The following is a 23916-nucleotide window of genomic DNA, read 5'->3' as shown; positions in this document are numbered from 1 at the left end:
TGTATGAATAAAATATTAATTACTGGTGCTTCTGGATTTGTTGGTCAGAATCTTTCAGATTATTTGTCTAATCGTAAATTTGAAGTTTTGCCTTTATCACTAAGAAATGCAAATTGGAAAAACGGTTTAAAGGGTGATGCAATAATACATTTGGCAGGTAAAGCTCACGATACAAAGAATATAAGTGCAAGTGAAGAATATTTTGAGATAAACACAAACCTAACAAAAGATTTGTTTGATATCTTTTTGGAAAGTGACAGTCAATTATTTATTTATTTTAGCAGTGTGAAAGCTGTTGCGGATCGAGTTCCAGATACATTATTTGAAGAGGTAAATAGCGAACCTCAGACTCCATATGGTGAGTCAAAGAGACAGGCTGAAAAGTACATTTTGTCAAAAAAAATTCCGAATGGAAAAAGAGTTTTTATTGTTAGACCTTGTATGATACACGGCCCAGGGAATAAAGGAAATCTAAATTTGCTTTTTAATGTAGTAAAGAAAGGAATACCTTATCCTTTAGCATCTTTTCACAACGAAAGATCTTTTTTAGGTATTGATAATCTTAACTTTTTGATTAAAGAAATTCTTGAAAATAAAGAAATTTCTTCTGGAGTTTATAATTTTTCTGATGACGAATTTTTATCTACAAATGATGTGGTAAGAATAATATCATACGTTTTAGATAAAAAAGATAAATTGATTAAAATTCCAAAAGCGATTATAAACAGTGTGGCTAAAGTGGGAGATTTAACAAAATTACCATTGAATTCTGAAACCATTCAAAAGTTGACTGAAAATTACAGGGTCTCAAACAAAAAAATAAAATCAGCTATTGGAATTGAAAAACTTCCAAACACAGCTAGACAAGGATTAGAAAAAACTATAAAAAGCTTTATAGAAGTATAATGGAATACACAATTTTAGGGAGCATTCTAATGATCATCATGTTAATTTATTTCAAAGTAGCTGATCATTTTAATATAATTGATAAACCTAACCAAAGGAGTTCACATACAGAAGTGACTTTACGAGGAGGTGGAATCATTTTTTGGTTTGTAGCTTTGCTTTACTTCGTGCAGCATGCTCAAAACAATTATTTCTTCTTTACAGGGATTACCCTTGTGAGTTTGGTTAGTTTTTGGGATGATATACAGAGTCTATCTAATAAAATAAGAATCTCAATTCATTTTCTATCAATCACATTGATTTTTTATGACCTAAATTTGTTTCATTTATTGCCGCTTTGGGGCGTCGGACTTACATATATTTTAGCGATTGGACTAATAAACGCCTATAATTTTATGGATGGGATTAACGGCATTACTGGACTTTATACTTTAGTGGTAATGGGATCATTATCATACGTTAATGTTAAAATTCAGCTTTTTACAGATGACACATTTATAAAATACGCTATGCTTGCCAGTTTAGTTTTTCTATTTTTTAATTATAGAAAAAAGGCAAAATGTTTTGCAGGAGATGTGGGGAGTATTGCTATCGCTTTCTGGATAATTTATTTAGTTTTAAAGCTAATTATTGTCACAGAAACACTTATTTGGTTATTGTTTTTAGCTGTATATGGAGTTGATGCTGTCTGTACAATTTTGCACAGACTTTACCTGAAACAAAATATTTTTGAGGCTCATCGATTACATATGTATCAAGTATTGAGTAATGAATATAAAATACAGCACAGATTAGTTTCGCTTCTTTATGCAATTATACAGACAGGAATTTCTTTTTTAGTTATTTTTCTTTATCAAAAAGTTCAAGATTCACTAGTATTCTTAATTGTAATTTTACCCTTATTGTTATTTTACTCTGCAAAATTTTATTTGTTAAACAAAAGTAATTTGCGTTTTAATCATGGAGCCTAAAATAATTCAAGGAGGAAAATTTTTAGATCATCGAGGAAGTATCTCGTATGTCAACGATTTTAGTTTTACAAATATTGAACGATTTTATATTATAAGTAATTCTCAAGAAAATCCTATTCGAGCTTGGCAAGGACATAAATTGGATGCTAAAAATTTTTATTGTCTTTCAGGTTCTTTTAATATTCATTTTATAAAAATTGACAATTGGGAAAATCCTTCAAGGGATTTGGCTATTGAAACTATTTTGGTTTCTGAATCTGACAGCAAAATTGTTCACATACCAGCTGGTTATGCAAATGCGATAGAGTCTTTAGAAGAAAATTCAAAATTAATGTCTTTTTCTACATTGCCTTTAAGTCATCTAGAAGATGACGATGTTCGCTACCCATCAGATTATTGGTTTTATTAATAATGAACAGTAAGAGAATCTTTTTGTCCCTATCTCAACAAAGTGGTTATGAGCAAGAATATATCCAAAGAGCTCTAAAATCAAACTGGATTACTTCGGGCGGACCAAATGTAGATGAATTTGAAAATAAACTTCGAAATTATTTTGATAACGAAAACTTTATTACAGCATCAAATTCAGGTACATCTGCTATACATTTAGCGTTAATTTTGCTAGATGTCAAAGCTGACGATGAGGTGATTTGCCAAAGTATGACTTTTTCGGCGTCGGCAAATCCAATTTTATATCAGAATGCATGTCCCATATTTGTAGATAGCGAAGTTGAGACTTGGAATATTTGTCCAGAATATCTAGAAACCGCTATAAAAGACCGAATAAAAAAAGGAAAAAAACCAAAAGCAATAATAGCGGTTCATTTATATGGGATGCCATATCGAATAGATGAAGTCCATTCAATTGCTGATAAATACGGAATACCAATTATTGAAGATAGCGCCGAGGCTCTTGGGAGCAGTTATAAGGGAAAAAAATGTGGAAGTTTTGGAACTTTTGGGATTTTATCTTTTAACGGAAATAAAATTATTACTACTTCAAGTGGGGGAGCATTAATTTCGAGTTCAAAAAGTTTCAAAGAAAAAGCTATTTTCTATGCAACCCAATCAAAAGATTCAGCTGTACACTATCAACATAGTGAAGTAGGATATAACTATAGAATGAGTAATATCTGTGCAGCAATTGGTCTTGGACAAATTAAAAATTTAGAAGATAATATTCGTTTTAGACGAGATAATCATTTATTCTATAGAGAAACTTTCAAAAACATTAAAAAGGTGCAGCTATTTAATAATCCAAGCGATGATTTTTTTTCTAATTATTGGTTAAATACAATATTATTAGAAACAGAGGAAGAAAGAGAAAGTTTGAGACTTGCTTTTGAAGAAGCTAATATAGAAAGCCGTCCATTATGGAAACCAATGCACTTACAGCCTCTTTTTGAAAAATATCCATATTATGGGGGTAAAATTGCCGAAAAATTATTTCAAAAAGGATTATGTTTACCATCAGGATCAAATTTAACTGATAAAGATAAAAACAGAATAAAAGAAGTTATTATTAACTTTTTTAGAGGAATATAAAATTACAATATGAAAATTGAAGAAACATTTATAAAAGATTTGGTTGTTGTTGAACCAACTGTTTTTGGAGACGAAAGAGGTTATTTTTTTGAATCATACAGCAAAACTAAATTTGAAGATTTAGGTATTAATATTGAATTTGTTCAGGATAATCAGTCCTTTTCAAAAAAAGGAACTTTAAGAGGATTACATTATCAAAATCCCCCTTTTGCTCAAACAAAATTAGTACGAGTTCTAGAAGGTGAAATTATTGATGTTGCAGTAGATTTGAGAAAAGATTCTCCTACTTACGGAAAAGCATTTAGCATTTTGTTATCAGCAGAGAATAAAAAACAATTATTAGTGCCGCAAGGATTTGCTCATGGATTTTCTGTGATTAGTGAAACAGCTTCAGTAATGTATAAATGTGATCAATTTTATAATAAAGCTTCTGAAGGTGGAATTAAATATGATGACCCGTCTTTGAATATTGATTGGGGAATGAATCTGGATGAAGCAATAGTTTCAGAAAAAGATCAAATTCTTCCTTTTATCGAAAATTGTAATAGTTTATTTTAATGAAAAAAATTCTTGTTACCGGCGCAAATGGACAGTTAGGATCTGAACTTGGCCTTTTATCAAAATCATATTTAGAATATGAATGGATTTTTGCTAATAGAAAAGATATTACACTAGATAATTTAGAGTTGCTGAAAGTTCAATTAGATGAAATTCAACCCAATATTATTTTTAATTGTGGTGCCTATACTGCAGTTGATCAGGCTGAAACTGAAAAGGAATTAGCTTTTACAATAAATCACTTCGCCGTAGAATTAATTGCAAAATACGCATTTAAAAATAATGTAAAACTAATTCATATCTCTACTGATTATGTATTTGATGGCTTGTCTTCAAATGCACTAACTGAAGACGCTCAGACTAATCCGATAAATGTATATGGAGACAGTAAACTTGCAGGAGAAATCGCTTGTTTAAAAGAAAATCCAGATTCAATTATTATTAGAACTTCTTGGGTTTACAGTAAGTTTGGAAATAATTTTGTAAAAACGATGCAGCGATTAATGCAAGAAAGAGATGAAATTAATGTTGTAAATGACCAAATTGGTTCGCCGACTTATGCCGCTGATTTAGCACAAGTAATGATCAATATCATTGAATCTTCAAAATGGATTCCTGGAGTTTATAATTATTCGAATGAGGGAGAAATTAGCTGGTACGAATTTGCACTAAGTATAAAAGAACTTGGAGGTTATAATTGCAAAGTAGGGGGAATTCCATCAGCATCGTACCCAACTCCAGCAAAGAGGCCAAGCTTTTCATTGTTGAATAAAGAAAAAATAAAAGCAATTTATAATTTAAATATTCCAAATTATAAGGAAAGTTTAAAAAAAATGTTTGTTTAAAAATCTTAGATTAGAATTCTAGAGGTTTGAAAAATTAAACATCTAAAATCTACAATCTACAATCTAAAATTAAGTTTATGAAAGGAATAATATTAGCTGGAGGTTCTGGCACAAGATTGCACCCATTGACATTAGCAGTAAGTAAACAATTAATGCCGGTTTATGATAAACCTATGATCTATTATCCGTTGTCAACTTTAATGATGGCAGGAATAAATGAGATTTTAATTATTTCAACTCCTCATGATTTGCCACATTTTAAAAAATTATTGGGAGATGGAAGTACAATTGGGTGTAAATTTAGTTATGCTGAGCAGCCAAATCCAAATGGCCTAGCTCAAGCTTTTGTAATAGGTGAAGAATTTATTGGTAGTGATAAAGTTGCTTTAGTACTAGGAGATAATATTTTCTTTGGAACAAACATGCAGCAATTATTAAAGGATAATGCTAATCCAGATGGAGGAGTTGTTTTCGCTTACCACGTTTCCGACCCTGAAAGATATGGGGTGGTAGAATTTGACGAGAATAAAAATGCTATTTCTATTGAAGAAAAACCTTTACAACCAAAATCTAATTATGCTGTGCCAGGTTTGTATTTTTATGACAATTCCGTTGTTGAGATCGCTAAAAATATTAATCCAAGTGCACGAGGTGAATATGAGATTACTGATGTAAATAAAGTTTATCTTGAAAAAGGTCAGTTAAAAGTGGGAATACTAAGCAGAGGGACAGCATGGCTGGATACAGGAACTTTTAACAGTTTAATGCAGGCAGGTCAATTTGTTCAAGTTTTAGAAGAAAGGCAAGGCCTAAAGGTTGGATGTATTGAAGAAATCGCTTGGAGACAAGGATTTATTAATGATGACCAGCTTGAAGAATTAGCATTACCATTAGTTAAATCAGGATATGGTAAGTATCTCATAGATTTTTTAAAACAAAAGAAAAAAGGTGTTAAAATTTAATTTACATCTATAAATAATTATTTAAAACCTTTAATTTGTATTTTTGTATATGTACAAATTACAAGATTAAATAAAGCTCAATTGAATACAGATAAACCAAATAATATAACTTCTTTGTTGTATAGAACTTTTTCGCCAAGAAATCTTAGAGCAAACATTAATAATCTGAGCTATCTGCCTAGGTGGATTATCATTGCTATTGATGTAATGGTTTTGTTTTTTTCATTTTCTTTTACTTATTTGCTTTTTGAAGGTACTGCAATAGGTTATATTATTACATCACATGATTTTTATTTTGTCACAAGTTTAATACTAGTAAATATATTTTTCTTTTGGCTTTTTAGAACCTATTCGGGAATTATCAGGCATTCTTCTTATATAGATGCAATTAAACTGCTTTTTTCTCAAATGTCAGTGCTGGTTTTTTTCTTATTTATAAATTTAGTTTTTGAACTGTATACGGGACATAAAGCGTTTTTGAATACTGCACTTTTTATTAATTTGGTTTTATCTTTTTGTGGATTATTTTTATACCGTGTAGTTGTAAAACAGACATTTGAGATGTACTTTTCAGAAAAAGCGACAACTAAATTGGTTAGAACGGTAATTTATGGTACCGATGCGAATGCAATTTCAGTAGCTAATGCTCTTAAGTTTGAAACTCCTTCACGATTTAAAATCGTAGGATTTGTAGATAAAAACAACCAGAATGCATCTAAACGTATGCTGGATCTTCCTATCTTAATTTTAAGAAAAAAACTTCCTGCATTAATGAGATCTGTTGCTGCGGAAGGTGTAATCATCGCAGATAAAAGTTTGAGCAAGGAGGAGCAATTAATTATAGTTGATCAATGTTTAGAATTTAATTACAGAGTTTACACTGTCCCATTAATTTCGGATTGGGAAAATCAAAAGGAAATTTCTCAAAAAGTTAAGAATATTCAGATTGAAGATTTATTAGAACGAAAACCGATCGTTCTAGATAGTAAATCAATTTCTAAACAATTAAAAGATAAAACAATTTTGATTACTGGAGCGGCTGGTTCGATCGGAAGTGAAATTGTAAGACAGGTGCTGAATTTTAATCCAAAGAATGTCATTATTCTGGATCATGCAGAAACACCGTTACATAATTTGTGTTTAGAGACTCAAGCTATGAATTTGAGCGCAAAGATTGTAGCAGTAATTGCTGATGTTAGAAGCAAAAAAGCCTTAGAAAAAGTATTTAAAAGTTATAACCCACATGTTGTTTTCCACGCGGCGGCATATAAACATGTGCCTTTAATGGAAGAAAATCCTTCTCAGGCTATTCAAACCAATATTAAAGGAACTAAAAATTTAGCAGACTTAGCATGTAAGTACAATGTTAAAAAATTTGTTATGGTTTCTACCGATAAAGCTGTTAACCCAAGTAATGTAATGGGGGCAAGTAAACGTATTGCTGAAAAATATGTGCAGTCTTTATTCTTGAAAAATCAAAAAGAAAATGTTGAGGGTGGTACAAAATTTATTACAACTCGATTTGGTAACGTTTTAGGTTCAAATGGTTCGGTGGTTCCATTATTTACTAAGCAAATTGCCGAAGGTGGACCAGTTACTATTACTCATCAAGATATTATTCGCTATTTCATGACAATTCCTGAAGCTTGTCAACTTGTATTAGAAGCTGGAGCAATGGGTAACGGAGGTGAGATTTATATATTTGATATGGGTAAACCTGTCCGTATAATTGATTTGGCTAAGAAAATGATCAAATTGGCTGGTTTTATACCAGATAAAGAAATAAAAATAAAAATTGTAGGTTTAAGACCTGGTGAAAAGTTATACGAAGAATTATTAAATGATACTTCGAAGACTCTTCCAACATATCATAATAAAATCATGATTGCTCAGGAAATACAAGATGAGTATGAAAATTTACATAATGATGTTGATGAACTTATTGGAATTGCCGATTTTTATGAAAATGACGACATAGTATCTAAAATGAAAAAAATTGTTCCAGAGTTTAAGAGTATGAATTCTACTTTTGAGGTTTTAGATAAGTAATATTAAAATAAAATATCAACAAATATAATCAAAAGGTGTTTTTAATAAACACCTTTTGGTATTTTTAAACAAATTCTAAAATGTTAAAAATCTTGTTAATTTTATAAAAACAAGACATTGTAGTTCTTTTTAAATGGATTCTAAAAACACAAATAACTGGTTGTTTGAAATAACACCCAAGAATAAATTTTTCTCCTTAAACTTTAAGGAGATTTGGCAATACCGTGATTTATTAATGCTTTTTGTAAAGCGTGACATAATTACAGTTTATAAACAGACTATTTTAGGACCGCTTTGGTATCTAATACAACCTTTGTTTACTTCTGTAACTTTTACCATCATATTCAATAATGTCGCTGGAATTAAAACTGGAACTATACCGCCATTCTTATTTAATCTTGCAGGAATTATGGTCTGGAATTATTTTACAGCTTGCTTTACAGGAACATCAGATACTTTTAAGTCTAATGCAGGAATATTCGGTAAGGTTTATTTCCCCAGAATTATTACTCCGTTATCTATAGTGATTTCGAATTTAATCAAATTTGGAATTCAATTTGGAATATTTATTTTCTTTTACATTTTCTTTTATTTTCAAGGAGCACATTTACAACTAAATATATCTATATTATTTTTCCCAATTTTAATTTCATTTATGGGAATTTTAGGGTTAGGTTTGGGGATGATGATTTCTTCAATGGTTACAAAATATAGAGATTTAAATAATTTAGTTGGTTTTGGAGTACAGCTTTTAATGTATGTATCTGCCGTAATGTATCCAATGGAATTGATAAAAGAAAAACTTCCAAAATTTGGTTGGATTGTTGAATACAATCCTTTAGCGTATGTGATAGAAACTTCTCGATATATGCTTTTAAATATTGGTAGTGTATCAATTTTAGGGTTAGTATATACAATGGCAGTTACAGTAGTTGTTTTTTTATCTGGGTTGTTGGTTTTTAATAGAACAGAAAAAAGCTTTATAGATACCGTATAATGAAAGATATAATATTAAAAGCCGAAAATATTTCTAAACAATATCGTTTAGGACAGGTAGGAACAGGTACTCTGAGTCATGATTTTAACCGATGGTGGCATAAAATTCGAGGAAAAGAAGATCCGTATTTAAAAGTAGGAGACACAAATGATCGTAGTACAAAAGGAACTTCAGATTATGTTTGGGCTTTGCAAGACATTAATTTTGAAGTTGAACGAGGAGAAGTTTTAGGGATTATTGGAAAGAATGGGGCTGGAAAGTCTACACTTTTAAAAATTCTGTCAAAGGTTACAGCGCCAACAACAGGAAGTATTAAATCTAGAGGACGTATTGCTTCTTTATTAGAAGTTGGGACAGGATTTAATGGAGAAATGACAGGACGAGAGAATATATTTCTTAACGGTGCCATTTTAGGAATGACCAAAAAAGAAATTACTTCAAAACTTGATGAAATTATCGAGTTCTCAGGATGTGAGCGTTATATAGATACGCCAGTAAAAAGATATAGCTCTGGGATGACAGTTCGTTTAGCATTTGCTGTTGCAGCTTTTTTGGAACCTGAAATTCTAATTGTAGACGAAGTCTTAGCTGTCGGCGATGCAGAATTTCAAAAGAAAGCAGTTGGAAAAATGCAAGAAATTGCAAAGGGAGAAGGAAGGACTGTTTTATTTGTTAGTCATAATATGGCCGCTGTGCAAGAATTATGTAGTAAAATTATAGTAATGAATCAGGGAGGGATTGAATTTGAAGGAAATGTTGAGAAAGGGATTAATTTTTATTTGTCTTCTAAACTTCAAATAGCTCCTTTTAAAGAATTTATATTACCTGAATTATATAAAGCCAAAATAAACTATTTTGAAATTTTAAATGATAAACGAGAATTAATGACCCAGTTTTCATCAGGGGAACAAATCATTTTTAGAGTTTCAATAAATATAAAATCATTAATCAGAAATCCAACATTTAGTTTGAGATTAAGTGATTTATCAAATGTAAATATTATTACTTGGAGAAGTAACGACTACATAGAAGAGCCTTTGCCTAAAAATAAAGGTGGTCATATGATCATAGAAATTAAAACTCAAAATTTGTACTTATTAGATGGAGTATACACCATTTCAATTAGTGTACTTGATGGTAAAGAACTGCTTGATTTTCATGAGAAATTTCTGGAATTTGAAATTTTTCCTTCTAAGCCAAATAAAGATTTTCATTTTATTACAAAAGAAAAATCATCGAAAAGTTTAATATTTTATCCTGCTGAATGGAATGTCAATTAAGGACAAGATTCTTCGATTTATTCAAAAAAAGAAAATTCTAAAAAGAATTAGAAATTATCAGATAAAAGAAATTTCTAGAATAGCTGTTATTTATTATATCCCGAAGACCAATACCGAAAAATATAATAATTGGAGCGATGGTTTTACAAGTGCAGTAAAATTACTTGATGATGAATTTAATGTTACTTGGATTAATCTTGCAGATCAAAAGCCAACGGCAACAGATTTAAATGCTTTTGATTTTTTGATTGTAAAAAGTTGTTGGAATTGGATTGTTGATCGTTATATTCGATCTCTTGAATGTTTAAATACACCACGAGGTATTATGATATCATGCTCAAAAAAAAGCATACAAAGAGAATGGATGTTTTTTTACGATATTTTGTGGTACGAGACCAATTGGTATAAAGAATATATTGCTGCTCATCCATATGTGTATCATGCTTTTGGAATAAATTCTGAAGTATTTCATAATAGAAATTTAGATAAAATATATGATGTAGTAAGCATAGGAGCTTTAACAGCGTATAAAAGACACAATGAAATTCTTAAAATACCAGGGCAAAATAAACTAGTAATAGGAAATAAGAATGAAAAAGATTCCCAACAGATTATTGATGAGTTGGAAAAAGAATCGGTTAATGTCTTAGATTATGTTTCCCAAGAAAAATTATCAATAATTTTAAACCAAACGAAATTAGTTTATATCCCAGCGGAAGTAGATGGTGGAGGTGAAAGAGCAGTTCTTGAAGCGCGAAAGTGCGGTGCTGAAGTTCTAGTTCAAAAAGATAATCCCAAGCTGGAGGAACTGTTAAAAGGAGAAGTTTGGGATCAATTTTATTATTCAAATCAATTGAAAAAAGGAATTTTTGATATCCAAAATAAGCTCTCATGAATTTAATCTATTTTAAGACACAAGTTGGAAATTTTGGCGATGATTTAAATCCATGGATTTGGGAAAAACTTTTTGGGGATTTTGAATCTTATGACAAGAATATAGATTTTGTCGGGATTGGTTCTATATTAGATGGAAGACTAAATAAAGGAAATCAAGTAAAGGTGATTTTTGGATCAGGTATTCGGGATTTTCAGTTTACTTGTAATGAAAATATAGATATAAGATTTGTTAGAGGCCCAATTTCTTCTAAATACTTAAACAATGCAACTTATATTACAGATAGCGCTTACTGTTTAGCTTTACTCGAAAAGAATTATAGTAATCAAGAAAAAAAATATAATTGTTCAATTATTCCTTATTTTAGACATATTAAAATAATAAATTGGAAATTATTTGAAAAGTTGACAGGTATACATGTTATTTTACCTAATAATACAATTGAAAATATACTTGAAGAAATAGGCGCTAGCAAAAAAATTATTGCAGGTGCTATGCACGGGGCAATAATTGCAGATATCTTAAGAGTTCCTTGGAAAAGATTGAGATTAGGTAAACATGGTTATGAAAGTCTTTTAACATCTGAAATTAAATGGTGTGATTGGCTTTATTCAATGGAAATCTTTGAAGAAATTGAAATACTAGAAATCAATGATAAGCTATTTAAAAATTCAAGAATTGCAAACTTCGTTTCTGGAAGAATTCAATTTTTTGAACTATTAAAAAAGATTAATTCTAAAGGGAAATTTTATTTGTCTTCAAATAAAGTTTTTGATTGTAAGATTGATCAATTGAAAAAAGAAGTTGAAAGGTTTATTTTTGATTATAAAAGATGAAAATTTTTTTGCCATTTCCCAAAGATGCAAACAATTATTTTGATGAAATAATTAAATATAGCGCATCAGAATTTGTATTTGATCATTATTTAAATTATGATTCTTCATTCGAGATTGTAAATATTCATTGGCCTGAAAGCATTTTTAATTGGAAGTCGTTTTCTCTCGAAGAACTAAATAATTTTGAGAGAGCTTTTTTATATTGGAAGAAACATTCGAAAATTATTTATACAGTTCATAACCTAAAACCCCATAGTGAATACAATATAAATCATAAAAGATTGTACAAACTTGTTACTGAAAATGCAGATGTATTTATTCATTTAGGAGAGTATAGTAAGGAAATGTTTGAAAAACAGTATACAAATGCTGTTCATTACCTTGTTAGGCACCCGCTATATATCAATTCCTTTTCTGTATTTAATGAATACGAGGCAAGAAACTTGTTAAAAATCGAAAGTGATGCATTAGTGATTATTGCACCTGGGAGAATTAGAAATAAAGCTGAAAAAAAAATGATTATGACGGCTTTTGGAGCAATCAGAAATAAAAAGAAAATACTAATTGTTCCGAATATGTACAAAAAAAATATCTGGAACAAGCTTCCTGGATATTATAAATTTAAAAAAATATTTAGCAGACCAATCCTAAAAAAAAGTATAGATCCAAAGTTTTTTTTTCGAAACGAGTATCAAAGTCATCTAGAATTAGCATTAATGATGTCTGCTGCAGATATTGTATTTGTTCCCAGAATAGAGATTTTAAATTCTGGAAATATTTTTCTTGGACTTACTTATGGAAAAATGATTGTTGGACCAGATCAAGGAAATATAAAAGAGCATTTAGAAATGTTTGATTTCCCTATTTTTAATCCTCACTCTCCTAAATCAGTAAAAAAAGCAATCATTGAGGGAGTGAAAATGTTAGAGAAAAAGAATCATAAAATTAATTCAATAGCTCTAGAAGCTTTTTATCCAAATAACGTAGCTGCTCAATTCGATAATTTAATAAAAAAAATTGCTTCGGGAATATAATAACTCTATGAACTCAGTAAAGGTTTCTATAATAATTCCAACCTATAATCGTGCACATATCATTGCAGAAACATTAGATAGTATTTTTACACAAACTTATCAAAATTGGGAATGCATTGTTGTTGATGATGGTTCAACAGATCACACAGAAGACATAATTAATAAATATTTAAGTAAAGATAACCGTTTTAAATTTTATTATCGTCCAGATAATCATTTAAAAGGAGCTAATGCCTGTAGAAATTTAGGGTTAGAGAAAAGTAAAGGTGAATATGTAATGTTTTTAGATTCTGATGATATTTGTGAATCTTTTTGTCTGGAAGAAAGAGCTAGCATAGTAGTCGATGATCTTTCCATAGATTTATTAGTTAGGGATACTGCTTATTTTATTGAAAATGTAAAACAATCATTTTCTATTAATAAAGATCCAGAAATAAAGAACAGTGGAGATTATTTAAGTATGTTTTTGAGCTATAGAATTCCCTGGCCCATAATGGCATGCTTCTATAAAAAAAGTAGTATTACAAATTGTAAGTTTGATGAAAATTTAAAGCGTTTTCAGGATTTAAGTTTTAATATTAAAGTACTTTCACAGTCTAAAGAGATAAAAATATACAGAGATTTTAAAATAGATAATTATTATCGGCAGGATGATGAAAAGGTTTTAAAGAATAACTTTATTGGTAATATGTTAGAAGCCCTTATTGTATTCAATAATATACATTTGCATCTAATATCCAATGTAAACCATAAAGAAGATTTACGAAAATTTAACTGTAAGATTATCCTTGAATTTGTAATGCCTTATTTTGAAGAAAACAAAAAGGAATCGAATGCAATTTTTAAATGGTACTTAAAATCAAAGTTGTATAGCTTTAAGCAAAAAAGATTTCTATTTAGTTTAATGTTTTTTCTTAATAGCAAGCTATTTAAAATTAAAGGAATAGGCATGAATGCATTTAGAAATCATTTGAAAAAAGTTATTAATAATTAATTAATGGAAACAGTCTTAGTATCAGTAGTTGTTCCTTGTTATAAACAGGCTCATTTTTTAACAGAAACCCTGCAGTCAGTGCTAGACCAAACTTATAATTATTGGGAATGTATTATTGTTAATGATGGGAGCCCCGATAATACTGAAGAAATTGCTTTAGATTGGTGCGGTAAAGACAGCCGATTCAAATATCTTTTTAAAGAGAATGGCGGGTTATCAAGTGCAAGAAATGCAGGGATTAAAATTTCTAATGGAGAATTTATTCTAGCCCTCGACTCAGATGATATTTTGCATAAAAATTATTTATTAAAATTAGTGCCAGAACTGCACAATGATGAATCTCTAGCGATAGTGTCCAGCTATAGAGAATTTTTTAGAGACAACATAAACAATGTTTTTTATAAAGAAAAAGCTAAAGGTTCCAATTGCAATGATTTAATGTATGAAAATATTTTAACGGCGTCTTCTTTATACAGAAAAAAATGTTGGGAAGAAGTTGGCGGTTATGACGAGAACATGAAAAAAGGCTTCGAAGATTGGGAGTTTTGGATTAATATTACAAAGAGAGGTTGGAAGTTCAAATTTATAGAAGAGTTTTTGTTTTTTTACCGTAAATCGAAAAAATCAATGCTTACCGACACTTTAGCGAATCATGTTGAAAGCAATATAGAGTATGTATATACAAAGCACAAAGAAATTTATATTGAGAATTTTGATATGACTTTGTATTATTTTATTTTTTTATTAAAACGATATAAAACAAGCGAGCAAAAAATTAAAAAATCTCTAGAATATAAAATCGGCAGGATTATAACTAAGCCTTTAAGATTTTTTAAAAGTAAACTGAAATTATATAAATAACCCCAAATTTTCGACTTCATTACTAAATAAAACTTTATGATTTCAGTTGTTATCAGAAATAAAAATCAGGCAGAAGCATTATCATTTTTATTGAAAAATTTAACGGAAAGATATGCTGATGATATTCATGAAATTATTGTAATTGACAACTTATCAACAGATAGAAGTAAAGATGTTACTGAGCAGTATAAAGGCAGATTTGTTTCTATTAAAAACTTTAGTTACGGAGGCAGTGCCAATTTAGCTGCAAAGGAGGCAAGTCAAAAAATTGTCGTTATTTTTAGTGCTCATTCTTATCCGGTCAGCCATGACTTTTTTAAACTTATAAAGTCAAAATTTCTTCAAAATCAGAATCTGGCAGGTTTAAGATGTCTCCATAGTACAAACGATTATAGGAATTTTATAAATAATGTTTCAGCTAAAGTTGATCCAAACAAATCGGGACTGATTTTTTCAGGATCCGCTTTTAATAGAGATGTTTGGGAAAAACATAATTTTAGAAATGACGTAGCCACTTTTGAAGATAAAGAATGGTCGAAAAGAGTTTTGGCCGAAGGTTATGATATTGAATTTGTTGAATCGATTTTTCATTATGAAATCAAAAGAACCAGAAAACAAGTTTTTTTTCGATTTAAGAATGATATGATTGGCAATTACCAGCTCTGGCATATAGATATAAAATTTTTATCTGTCCTTAAAGGTCTCATTGGCTCTTTGTTTTTTTTAATAAAAAATTTTATAATAGATTTATATTATGCGTTTTTAAGATTCTGTTTTGCGATAAAATTCATTTTAAATAAGCCAAAAAAATTCTAGAAGTTGATATCAATTGTGCTAACCAATCGAAATCGCGATTTAAACATTGTGAAGAAATGTTTAGACTCGCTCAAAAATCAGTCTAATGATCAATTTGAATTGTTTTTTGTAGATTATGGTTCTGATAAAAACTATTTAGTCAGTTTAAAAGAATTGGTACATTCTTATTCTAAAATAAATTTTATTGACTGTCCAGTTTCAAGACAGCTTTGGAATAAATGCAGAGCCATTAATATTGCCCTTAAACAATGTAAGACTGACTTCTTTTTCGTTGGAGATATAGACATGATCTATCATCCTAATTTTGTAAACAGACTTTTTGAACTTAAAAATGAGAAGGCAGTAAAATATTTTCAAGTTGGTTTTTTAGATAAAAATCAAGGTCATCAAAACGGTTCATTTGAAGAATACAAAATTAGTTTTAATTCGACAGAGAATGCTACGGGCATGACTTTGTACCCAACGGATTTGCTTAAGCAGATAAACGGATTTGACGAATTTTACCATGGCTGGGGATCAGAAGATACAGATATGCATGTCAGGTTAAAAAATCTGGGCATATCAGTTGAATACTATGATAAGGAAATTTTGATGCTGCATCAATGGCATCCTAAAGTTTATCGTTCAGTTCAAAATAAAACAGGTTTTCATACTTCATTAGAAAAAATTAATTCTAGATATCTTTTACAAGCCGATAAATTAAAAAAAAGCAAGGCCAATCTTAACTTTGATTGGGGAGTAATTCCGAATCCGGATGATTATCAATCTTTGGAGAATCCTAATGTTTTTATTTCCATAACAAATGAAAAAGCGGCAGTCGATGCTTTGCTTCGAGGCACGTTGATTGATTTGAAAAATTCAATTGCAGAAATCGAAATCAAAAAAACTGTGAATGAGAATAAAACGAAAAACTTAATCAAAAGATTTATAGGGAGAAAGTATACGGAATACTACGATTTTCAAATAATAAACAATTTGCTTTTAGAAGTCATAATTTCATTTTGCAGAAATGCACCATATCAATATTTTATAAATGAAAACAAAATTTGTCTAAAAATAAAACTATAATGATAGAGAAAATACTAAAAATACTGAAGGGCATAAAAAATATAGATTCGAGAGTACATAAAATTGAGGAATCAACCAGCCAAATCAGAAATGAGAAAAAATCTGATATTGAAAGATGGCAGGACAAAAATGAATTATTTATAGATTGGAATGAAAGAACGGCAATTCTAGGAGATTTTATTGCGCTTGATTCAGATATAATTGAATTTGGCGCTGGTAATATGTTCTTAAAAAAATATCTTTCAAACTATAGAAGTTATACGCCCTCTGATATCGTAAAGAGATTTGATGAAACCGTAGTTTGTGATTTAAACGGGACAATAGATATCGATTTTTCAAAATATCAAGCAGTGGTTTTCAGTGGTGTTTTAGAATATGTTTATGATATTGATAGGGTTTTCGAAATTATTTCTAAAGACATTAAACAAGTTGTTGTTTCTTATTGCTGTTCTGATATTGTTACATTGACAAGAGAAAAAAACGGTTGGCTAAGTGATTATACATACAACGAACTGATTGAAATTTTCAAAAAACATGGTTTTGAAATTGAAAATTATGCAGAATGGAGAAAGCAGTCAATTTTTAATCTGATAAAGAAATCAAATACTTCGGGATCACAAAACTAAGTATTAGTCTGAAACAGACTAATTTTTTTAAATAATAAAGTTATGAAAAAAACAGCCATAATTCCACTTCGTAAAAATTCAAAAGGGATCCCAGGAAAAAATAAAAAGAAGATGCTTGGAAGACCACTTTTTTCATGGGTTCTAACAGAAGCTATTTTCTCAGAATTAGATGAAGTTTACATTTTTACAGATGATCAAGAAATTATAGATTATATTAAAAGAGAATATTTTTGGACCCCAAAAGTAAAAACTCTTTTACGAAATGATGAAAATGCTTCTGATACAGCATCTACAGAAAGTGCTATGCTCGAATTCGCAGAATTGATAAATAATGATTTTGATATTTTATGTTTATTACAGGCAACCTCACCAATTACAAAAGCTCAAGATATTAATGCAACGTTAAACGAAATTCTTGTTAATAAAAAAGAATCGGCTTTGACAGTCGTAAATACACATCGATTCACATGGAATTCAGATGGAACTCCTCAAAATTATGATGTTTTTAAAAGACCAAGACGCCAAGATTTTGATGGATTGTTGATTGAAAACGGAGCCGTATATGCAACAAATAAAGAAGCTTTTTTAAATTCAAAAAATAGAGTTAGCGGTTCAATTGGTCTAGTAAAAATGGACGAAGAGTCTCTTGTAGAGATTGATAGTTTGTCAGATTGGGATATTATTGAAAAACTCTTGGCAGATCGTCAGAAGAAAAAGAAAGTACACCAACGTATTGACTATTTGGTTTTAGATGTTGATGGCGTTTTTACTGATGGATGTGTTTATTATGACGCAAATGGCGAAATGGCAAAAAAATTCGACATGCGCGACGGAATGGGATTAGAAATATTAAGACAAAATAATATTGAAGTTGTGGTAATGACCTCAGAAAATTCTGAGTTAGTTGCGCAGAGAATGAAGAAATTGCAGATTAAACATACTTTTTTAGGAATAAAAGATAAGTTTTCGTTTTTAACACATTTTCTTTCCGAGAGAAATAGTAGTTTTGGCGCCGTTTCATATGTGGGAGATGATGTAAATGATTTGGCCAATATTTGCAGTGTCGGATGGTCGTTTACACCTGCAGATGCAATAGAAATTGTTAAAGCAAATGCAGATTATATTTTGACACATCAATCTGGCGCTGGTGCAATAAGAGAAACTTGTGAAATTTTAATAAAGTACAACAAACGTTATGAAGGAATTTAAGAAACCTTATGTGATTGCAGAAATTGGATGTAATCATAAAGGTGAAATGGAAATAGCCAAAGAGTTAATTAAAATAGCCAAAATCTTCGGAAACGCAGATGCAGTTAAATTCCAAAAGCGTAATAATAAAGAGCTTCTAACAGAAGAACAATATAATGCGCCACATCCAAATTTCTCTAATTCATATGGTGAAACTTATGGAGAACACAGAGAATTTTTAGAATTTGATCTTGAGCAGCACAGAGAATTAAAAACGTATTGTGATGAAATCGGAATTACATATTCCACATCAGTTTGGGATACAACATCTGCAAAAGAAATTGCTTCGTTAAATCCAGATTTTATTAAAATTCCTTCTGCCTGCAATAATAATTTTGAAATGCTGGGCTGGCTAAGTGACAATTATTCAGGTGAGATTCATATTTCTACTGGAATGACTACTAAAGAAGAAACAGATACTTTAGTTGAATTCTTTACACAAAAACAACGAAACAAAGATTTAGTTTTATACAATTGTACATCAGGATATCCCGTTCCTTTTGAAGATGTATGTCTTTTGGATATTAATATTTTAAAACAAAAATACGAACATAAAGTCAAACATATTGGCTTTTCAGGACATCATTTGGGTATTGCCGTTGATATTGCAGCTTATACTTTAGGAGCCAATATTATAGAAAGACATTATACTTTAGACAGAACTTGGAAGGGTACAGATCATGCGGCTTCTTTGGAACCAATGGGATTGCGTAAACTTACTCGTGATTTAAATGCAGTTTATCAAGCATTAGCTTTTAAGTCCTCTGATATTTTACCAATTGAACAAATTCAAAGAGATAAACTAAAAAACAAAAAGGTTTAATAATATGTTTTTCTCAAATACAATTAGGCTTTTTTGGTGGAATGAAAAAATCATTCAAGGTAAAAAAAGAGAAAATTATGGAGATCTTGTTGGAAAATATCTAGTAGAAAAAATCTCTTCAAAAAAAGTTGTTTTTGCGTGGCCAAAAAAGTTCTCATTGCTAGATTACATAATTCCAATTTATGTAACTGTCGGAAGTGTTTTGGCAAATGCAAATCATAAATGTATTGTTTGGGGAAGTGGAATTATAGATCAAAATATAAAAATAAAAAAGGCAGTTTTTTTAGCTGTACGAGGTCCGCAAACAAGAAAATTTCTTTTAGATCTTTCTTATGATGTTCCTGAAGTTTATGGAGATCCAGCATTATTATTGCCGAGATATTTTAATCCAACAATAGAAAAAAAATATAAATACGGTTTTATACCTCACTATAATGATTATAGACTAGTTCAAAATTGGTTTACAGATAATCCAGAAGTACTGCTTATAGATTTAATGACAAATGATATTGAAGCAAAAACAATAGAATTTCTCCAATGTGAAAAAATAGTATCATCTTCCCTTCATGGAGTTATAGTAGCTCATGCATATAATATTCCCGCTGTTTGGCAGAAGTTTTCAGAAAAAGTATTCGGAGATGATATTAAATATCAAGATTATTTTGAATCTGTCCAGCTGCCTTTTGTTAAACCTGAAATTAGACTTGAAAAATTTTCTAATTCAGAATTAGAAAATCTTTTTAAAGAACTTCCGAATCTTCCTAAACGAGAAATTATAGATCAATTATGCGATGGACTTTTGAATGTTTGTCCTTTTAAAAAATAATACTTTATTAAACTGCAGATTTTTTTAGCCTCTTATTTTAAATGAAAAAAAACATATTTATCTTTTTGCCAGACGGCGTTGGACTTAGAAATTTTGCCTTAACTTCTTTTAAAGAAATAGGAGAGAAAAGTGGGTTTGATATTACTTATTGGAATAATACTCCATTTTCTATTACCGAAAAGTTAGGTTTCAAAGAGTTGCAGATTAAAGAGAAATCCCTACATCCTTTAACTTTGGTTTATAGTCGTTCTCGTAAAAGAATGGAGTTGAATTTTTTTGATAAAAAGTTTAATGAAGTTGTTTACAACACATATAATTTTCCTCAATCTTACAAAGGCCTAAATAATTTAGTTAAAAGTTTAATGGTAGATGCATTAACAGCTTTTGGATCTAATAAAAAAGGAATAAATTTTGTTCGAAATCAAATAAAAAAAGCAGAACGCACTACAAATAAATATAGAGAAAGTAAAAAACAGCTAGAAGCTCATAAGCCAGATTTTGTCTTTTGTACCAATCAGCGTCCAACACAAGCAATTTCATCAATTTTGGCAGCTCAAGATTTAGGAATCCCAACAGGAACGTTTATTTTTTCTTGGGACAATCTTCCAAAAGCAACAACTCTTGTAGAAACAGATTACTATTTTGTGTGGAGTGAATACATGAAAAAAGAGGTTTTAATGTATTGCCCATATGTAAATGAAAATCAAATTTTTGTAACGGGAACTCCACAATTTGAAAGTCATTTTGACAAAAGCCTTTTGCAGTCAAAAGAAGATTTTTATAAATCTTATAACCTAGATCCTAATAAAAAATACATCTGCTATTCTGGCGATGATATTGTTACATCTCCTTTAGATCAATATTATCTTGAAGATTTGGCATTGTCTGTTAAAGAGTTAAATAAGGACGGATATTCTTTAGGAATTATTTATAGAAAATGTCCTGTAGATTTTACAGATCGCTATGATGAGGTTTTAAAAAAATATAAAGATGTAATTACGAGTATAGATCCTTTATGGAGCCCAGTTGGACAAAGCTGGGATGAAATTATGCCTACTAAAGAAGATTTTGCACTGCAGGCTAATATTTGTGAATATACTGAATTCGTTGGCAACATTGCGTCTTCAATGGTCTTTGATTTTTCTGCTCATGATAAATCATGTCTGTTTTTTGATTACGAGCAACCTCAATTAAAAAAAGGAATTCGAGATATCGGACAAAATTACAAGTATATTCATTTTAGATCAAAACCATCAGAAGATGCGGCTTTGTGGGTGAGAGATAAAAAAGATCTAACCTCAATTGTTAAAGATATAATTGATGGAAATATTTCTAGTGTAAAAGAAAGTAAAAAATGGTTTGAAATTATTGTTGGACCAAATCCTACGCAGGCTTCACAAAACATTTGGGAAAGCTTAAATGCCATTTTAACAAAGTAATATTTTATGTTTTTTAATTCTTTGGCATTTGCCATATTTTTACCAATAGTTTTTTTTCTTTATTGGTTTGTATTCAATAAAAACAAAAGCACACAAAATGCTTTATTAATTGTTGCGAGTTATTACTTCTATTCTTGCTGGGACTGGAGATTTCTTTTCTTATTAGTATTTTCTACTTTTTTAGATTATTTCACTGGAATTCAGATTGAAAAAAGTAATTCAGAAAAAAGCCGGAAATTTTGGTTTTGGCTTAGTATTTTAGTGAATTTAGGTTTCTTAGGGATTTTTAAATACTATAATTTCTTTGCAAATTCTTTTGCAGAAATGTTTACCGCTTTTGGTTTCAAAGCAAGTCCAATTTTATTAAATGTAATTTTGCCTGTCGGAATTTCATTTTATACTTTCCACGGATTATCTTATGTTATAGATATTTATTACAAAAGAATAAAAGCAGAATATAACTTTGTTGATTATTCCTTATTTGTGAGTTATTTTCCACTTTTGGTAGCAGGACCTATAGAAAGAGCTACTCACTTACTGCCTCAGGTAAAAGTTAAAAGAGAGTTTAACTATGAAACAGCCAAAGAAGGAATTTATCAAATTATTTGGGGTTTAGTTAAAAAAGTGGTTATAGCAGATACTTGCGCAGTTTATGCAAATGCTATTTTTGACAACTATCCTTCAATGAATTCATTTTCTCTAATTCTAGGAGCTATTTATTTTGCTTTTCAGATTTACGGAGACTTTTCAGGATATTCAGATATAGCACTCGGAGTTTCTAAATTATTTGGCTTAGATTTATTGCGAAACTTCAATTATCCTTATTTTTCAAGAGATATTGCAGAGTTTTGGCGTCGCTGGCATATTTCACTTTCATCTTGGTTTAGAGATTATTTATACATTCCTCTGGGCGGAAGTAAAGGCGGACTTTGGATGAAAATAAGAAATACTTTCATTATTTTTATTGTCAGCGGTTTTTGGCATGGAGCCAATTGGACTTATATCGTGTGGGGATTTATTAATGCTGTCTATTTCCTTCCATTATTATTATCTAATAGCAATAGAAACAATATAGATTCAGTTGTTTTAAAATGGAATCTAGATTCTATAAGAGTATTATTCAGCATACTTACTACTTTTTTATTGACTTGCGTTGCTTGGGTCTTTTTTAGAGCAAAAACAATTACGGATGCTGTTTTATATTTAAAACGAATATTCACCAGTCGAGATTTTGCTTTTCAGTATTTAGATAATGAGCGCTATAATTATGAATTATTATTAATGATTGGTGTATTTGTTTTGGTTGAATGGAATAACAGAATGAAAGTGGAACCCATTTCAGGAAAAAGAAGCTTGTTAAAAATGGCATTAGCAATTTTAGCCATTATCGCTTTTGGAACTTATTCTGATTATAAAGAATTTATTTATTTTCAATTCTAATGAAGAAGTTTTTACTCTATATATTCAAAATTTTAATTGTAACGATTTTGGTTGCTGTTCTTTTAGACGGATTATATACTTATGTATTTATGCAGTCAAAAAATAGAGGAAAAATCGAAGCCGTAGTAAATTCGAAAAAAGAAAAATATGATGTCGTTATTTTAGGCTCTTCAAGGGCTAATAATCATTTCGTATCACAAATGTTTGAAGAAAAAGGATTAAAGACCTTTAATTATGGAATGAGTGGTGGACATTTGTTTGAAGCTTCATTGATGTTAAAATTAATGATTGAAAGAAAATACGAAATCAAAAATGTAATTCTAGAGGCAGATCTTAATCTTTCAAACGATCAAGAATCTGAAGGAGTTGCTGCAAAATTTTTACCGTATATTCATTGTTCAAATGCAATAAAAGAACATTTTTTGACAGAAGAAAATTTTAATGAGTTATACTATATCCCTTTTTACAGATATATAAAATTCGATTCTAAAATTGGTTTCCGTGAAGTTTATAAAATCGCTGAAAATGAGAAAACAAATGCTTTAGATAATTTAGGATTTTATCCGTTAGAGAAGCACAAAAACGGAAATATGAAGAACAATATCGTCAATCTAAATCCGTTGCCTCATAATAAATACTATGAGGAGATTAAGCATATTTGTAAAAAAAACAACATCAATTTTATCGCAGTTATGACACCAATGTGCGAAAATTTGGTTGGAATGAATTATTTTGATAAAGTAAAAAAAGCCTATCCTGAAATTCACAATTATGAAAATGTAGTGGTCGAAAATAAATACTTTTCTTCATGTGGACATATGACAAGTGAAGGCGCTAGATTATTTACTGGTAGAATAATTAACGATTTTTTCAAGAAGTAAAATTCCTTTTTTAGAA

At 29.8% G+C, this 23916-nt stretch carries 24 protein-coding genes; all 24 read left to right on the top strand.

The window, feature by feature from the left end; translation table 11 throughout:
* Positions 1 to 3 precede the first annotated feature (3 nt).
* The 24 genes from ASE40_RS00640 (at position 4) to ASE40_RS00525 (ending at position 23900) form a co-directional block, all read left to right on the top strand.
* Positions 4 to 906, top strand: a complete 903-nt coding sequence (locus ASE40_RS00640) for an NAD-dependent epimerase/dehydratase family protein (RefSeq protein WP_057114888.1) — start codon at positions 4 to 6, stop codon at positions 904 to 906.
* Complete coding sequence (locus ASE40_RS00635; protein WP_057114887.1) at positions 906 to 1877, top strand: MraY family glycosyltransferase; 972 nt, start codon at positions 906 to 908, stop codon at positions 1875 to 1877. Before ASE40_RS00640 ends, ASE40_RS00635 begins: the two co-directional genes overlap by 1 nt.
* Positions 1867 to 2286, top strand: coding sequence for a WxcM-like domain-containing protein (locus ASE40_RS00630; RefSeq protein ID WP_057114886.1), 420 nt, complete (start codon positions 1867 to 1869; stop codon positions 2284 to 2286). The genes ASE40_RS00635 and ASE40_RS00630 overlap by 11 nt, the downstream gene beginning before the upstream one ends.
* A 2-nt stretch (positions 2287 to 2288) precedes the next feature.
* On the top strand, positions 2289 to 3422 hold the full coding sequence (locus ASE40_RS00625; protein ID WP_057114885.1) for a DegT/DnrJ/EryC1/StrS family aminotransferase: 1134 nt from the start codon (positions 2289 to 2291) through the stop codon (positions 3420 to 3422).
* Positions 3423 to 3431: 9 nt separating this feature from the next.
* On the top strand, positions 3432 to 3980 hold the full coding sequence (gene rfbC, locus ASE40_RS00620; RefSeq protein ID WP_057114884.1) for a dTDP-4-dehydrorhamnose 3,5-epimerase: 549 nt from the start codon (positions 3432 to 3434) through the stop codon (positions 3978 to 3980).
* On the top strand, positions 3980 to 4825 hold the full coding sequence (gene rfbD, locus ASE40_RS00615) for a dTDP-4-dehydrorhamnose reductase (protein ID WP_057114883.1): 846 nt from the start codon (positions 3980 to 3982) through the stop codon (positions 4823 to 4825). The genes rfbC and rfbD overlap by 1 nt, the downstream gene beginning before the upstream one ends.
* Positions 4826 to 4902: 77 nt before the next feature.
* The gene (gene rfbA / locus ASE40_RS00610; RefSeq protein WP_057114882.1) at positions 4903 to 5787 is read left to right on the top strand and encodes a glucose-1-phosphate thymidylyltransferase RfbA; all 885 of its coding nucleotides are present in this window, start codon (positions 4903 to 4905) and stop codon (positions 5785 to 5787) included.
* An 81-nt stretch (positions 5788 to 5868) separates the two neighbouring features.
* On the top strand, positions 5869 to 7836 hold the full coding sequence (locus ASE40_RS00605; protein ID WP_057114881.1) for a polysaccharide biosynthesis protein: 1968 nt from the start codon (positions 5869 to 5871) through the stop codon (positions 7834 to 7836).
* 133 nt (positions 7837 to 7969) lie between these two features.
* On the top strand, positions 7970 to 8833 hold the full coding sequence (locus ASE40_RS00600; protein WP_057114880.1) for an ABC transporter permease: 864 nt from the start codon (positions 7970 to 7972) through the stop codon (positions 8831 to 8833).
* Entirely contained in the window at positions 8833 to 10113 is a 1281-nt protein-coding gene (locus ASE40_RS00595; RefSeq protein ID WP_057114879.1) for an ABC transporter ATP-binding protein, read from the top strand. Before ASE40_RS00600 ends, ASE40_RS00595 begins: the two co-directional genes overlap by 1 nt.
* Positions 10103 to 11008, top strand: a complete 906-nt coding sequence (locus ASE40_RS00590; RefSeq protein WP_057114878.1) for a glycosyltransferase — start codon at positions 10103 to 10105, stop codon at positions 11006 to 11008. Before ASE40_RS00595 ends, ASE40_RS00590 begins: the two co-directional genes overlap by 11 nt.
* Positions 11005 to 11844 carry a polysaccharide pyruvyl transferase family protein gene (locus tag ASE40_RS00585; RefSeq protein WP_057114877.1) on the top strand — a complete coding sequence of 280 codons (840 nt, stop codon included), beginning with the start codon at positions 11005 to 11007 and terminating at the stop codon, positions 11842 to 11844. Before ASE40_RS00590 ends, ASE40_RS00585 begins: the two co-directional genes overlap by 4 nt.
* On the top strand, positions 11841 to 12878 hold the full coding sequence (locus ASE40_RS00580) for a hypothetical protein (protein ID WP_057114876.1): 1038 nt from the start codon (positions 11841 to 11843) through the stop codon (positions 12876 to 12878). The genes ASE40_RS00585 and ASE40_RS00580 overlap by 4 nt, the downstream gene beginning before the upstream one ends.
* A 7-nt stretch (positions 12879 to 12885) precedes the next feature.
* Positions 12886 to 13872 (top strand): glycosyltransferase family 2 protein, encoded by a 987-nt coding sequence (locus tag ASE40_RS00575; protein WP_057114875.1) that lies wholly within the window; start codon positions 12886 to 12888, stop codon positions 13870 to 13872.
* 3 nt (positions 13873 to 13875) lie between these two features.
* On the top strand, positions 13876 to 14733 hold the full coding sequence (locus ASE40_RS00570) for a glycosyltransferase family 2 protein (protein ID WP_057114874.1): 858 nt from the start codon (positions 13876 to 13878) through the stop codon (positions 14731 to 14733).
* 36 nt (positions 14734 to 14769) lie between these two features.
* A complete protein-coding gene (locus ASE40_RS00565) occupies positions 14770 to 15549 on the top strand; it encodes a glycosyltransferase family 2 protein (protein WP_057114873.1) in 780 nt (259 codons plus the stop codon).
* 15 nt (positions 15550 to 15564) lie between these two features.
* Positions 15565 to 16617: a glycosyltransferase family 2 protein gene (locus ASE40_RS00560; protein ID WP_057114872.1), complete on the top strand. Its 1053-nt coding sequence runs from the start codon at positions 15565 to 15567 to the stop codon at positions 16615 to 16617.
* Complete coding sequence (locus tag ASE40_RS00555; protein WP_057114871.1) at positions 16617 to 17243, top strand: hypothetical protein; 627 nt, start codon at positions 16617 to 16619, stop codon at positions 17241 to 17243. The genes ASE40_RS00560 and ASE40_RS00555 overlap by 1 nt, the downstream gene beginning before the upstream one ends.
* A gap of 42 nt (positions 17244 to 17285) precedes the next feature.
* Positions 17286 to 18452 (top strand): acylneuraminate cytidylyltransferase, encoded by a 1167-nt coding sequence (locus ASE40_RS00550; protein WP_057114870.1) that lies wholly within the window; start codon positions 17286 to 17288, stop codon positions 18450 to 18452.
* Positions 18439 to 19314, top strand: a complete 876-nt coding sequence (locus ASE40_RS00545) for an N-acetylneuraminate synthase family protein (protein ID WP_057114869.1) — start codon at positions 18439 to 18441, stop codon at positions 19312 to 19314. Before ASE40_RS00550 ends, ASE40_RS00545 begins: the two co-directional genes overlap by 14 nt.
* Positions 19315 to 19318: 4 nt before the next feature.
* Complete coding sequence (locus tag ASE40_RS00540) at positions 19319 to 20140, top strand: polysaccharide pyruvyl transferase family protein (RefSeq protein ID WP_057114868.1); 822 nt, start codon at positions 19319 to 19321, stop codon at positions 20138 to 20140.
* Positions 20141 to 20181: 41 nt separating this feature from the next.
* The gene (locus ASE40_RS00535; protein ID WP_057114867.1) at positions 20182 to 21579 is read left to right on the top strand and encodes a hypothetical protein; all 1398 of its coding nucleotides are present in this window, start codon (positions 20182 to 20184) and stop codon (positions 21577 to 21579) included.
* A gap of 6 nt (positions 21580 to 21585) precedes the next feature.
* Positions 21586 to 23019 (top strand): MBOAT family O-acyltransferase, encoded by a 1434-nt coding sequence (locus ASE40_RS00530; protein WP_057114866.1) that lies wholly within the window; start codon positions 21586 to 21588, stop codon positions 23017 to 23019.
* Entirely contained in the window at positions 23019 to 23900 is an 882-nt protein-coding gene (locus ASE40_RS00525; protein WP_057114865.1) for a hypothetical protein, read from the top strand. The genes ASE40_RS00530 and ASE40_RS00525 overlap by 1 nt, the downstream gene beginning before the upstream one ends.
* The last annotated feature ends 16 nt before the right edge of the window (positions 23901 to 23916 follow it).

This window comes from Flavobacterium sp. Root935, assembly GCF_001429295.1.
In the GTDB taxonomy this organism is placed as follows: Bacteria; Bacteroidota; Bacteroidia; order Flavobacteriales; family Flavobacteriaceae; genus Flavobacterium.
This window is presented reverse-complemented; position numbering and strand designations above follow the sequence as displayed.

Excerpts from the sequence above, each read along its gene's own strand:
- ASE40_RS00580 (WP_057114876.1), top strand. The coding sequence starts at position 11,841 with ATGAAAATTTTTTTGCCATTTCCCAAAGATGCAAACAATTATTTTGAT.
- ASE40_RS00555 (WP_057114871.1), top strand. The coding sequence starts at position 16,617 with ATGATAGAGAAAATACTAAAAATACTGAAGGGCATAAAAAATATAGAT.
- rfbD (WP_057114883.1), top strand. The coding sequence starts at position 3,980 with ATGAAAAAAATTCTTGTTACCGGCGCAAATGGACAGTTAGGATCTGAA.
- ASE40_RS00565 (WP_057114873.1), top strand. The coding sequence starts at position 14,770 with ATGATTTCAGTTGTTATCAGAAATAAAAATCAGGCAGAAGCATTATCA.
- ASE40_RS00575 (WP_057114875.1), top strand. The coding sequence starts at position 12,886 with ATGAACTCAGTAAAGGTTTCTATAATAATTCCAACCTATAATCGTGCA.
- rfbC (WP_057114884.1), top strand. The coding sequence starts at position 3,432 with ATGAAAATTGAAGAAACATTTATAAAAGATTTGGTTGTTGTTGAACCA.
- ASE40_RS00550 (WP_057114870.1), top strand. The coding sequence starts at position 17,286 with ATGAAAAAAACAGCCATAATTCCACTTCGTAAAAATTCAAAAGGGATC.
- ASE40_RS00640 (WP_057114888.1), top strand. The coding sequence starts at position 4 with ATGAATAAAATATTAATTACTGGTGCTTCTGGATTTGTTGGTCAGAAT.
- ASE40_RS00585 (WP_057114877.1), top strand. The coding sequence starts at position 11,005 with ATGAATTTAATCTATTTTAAGACACAAGTTGGAAATTTTGGCGATGAT.
- ASE40_RS00540 (WP_057114868.1), top strand. The coding sequence starts at position 19,319 with ATGTTTTTCTCAAATACAATTAGGCTTTTTTGGTGGAATGAAAAAATC.
- ASE40_RS00570 (WP_057114874.1), top strand. The coding sequence starts at position 13,876 with ATGGAAACAGTCTTAGTATCAGTAGTTGTTCCTTGTTATAAACAGGCT.
- rfbA (WP_057114882.1), top strand. The coding sequence starts at position 4,903 with ATGAAAGGAATAATATTAGCTGGAGGTTCTGGCACAAGATTGCACCCA.
- ASE40_RS00630 (WP_057114886.1), top strand. The coding sequence starts at position 1,867 with ATGGAGCCTAAAATAATTCAAGGAGGAAAATTTTTAGATCATCGAGGA.
- ASE40_RS00535 (WP_057114867.1), top strand. The coding sequence starts at position 20,182 with ATGAAAAAAAACATATTTATCTTTTTGCCAGACGGCGTTGGACTTAGA.
- ASE40_RS00530 (WP_057114866.1), top strand. The coding sequence starts at position 21,586 with ATGTTTTTTAATTCTTTGGCATTTGCCATATTTTTACCAATAGTTTTT.
- ASE40_RS00590 (WP_057114878.1), top strand. The coding sequence starts at position 10,103 with ATGTCAATTAAGGACAAGATTCTTCGATTTATTCAAAAAAAGAAAATT.
- ASE40_RS00600 (WP_057114880.1), top strand. The coding sequence starts at position 7,970 with ATGGATTCTAAAAACACAAATAACTGGTTGTTTGAAATAACACCCAAG.
- ASE40_RS00625 (WP_057114885.1), top strand. The coding sequence starts at position 2,289 with ATGAACAGTAAGAGAATCTTTTTGTCCCTATCTCAACAAAGTGGTTAT.
- ASE40_RS00595 (WP_057114879.1), top strand. The coding sequence starts at position 8,833 with ATGAAAGATATAATATTAAAAGCCGAAAATATTTCTAAACAATATCGT.
- ASE40_RS00635 (WP_057114887.1), top strand. The coding sequence starts at position 906 with ATGGAATACACAATTTTAGGGAGCATTCTAATGATCATCATGTTAATT.
- ASE40_RS00545 (WP_057114869.1), top strand. The coding sequence starts at position 18,439 with ATGAAGGAATTTAAGAAACCTTATGTGATTGCAGAAATTGGATGTAAT.
- ASE40_RS00525 (WP_057114865.1), top strand. The coding sequence starts at position 23,019 with ATGAAGAAGTTTTTACTCTATATATTCAAAATTTTAATTGTAACGATT.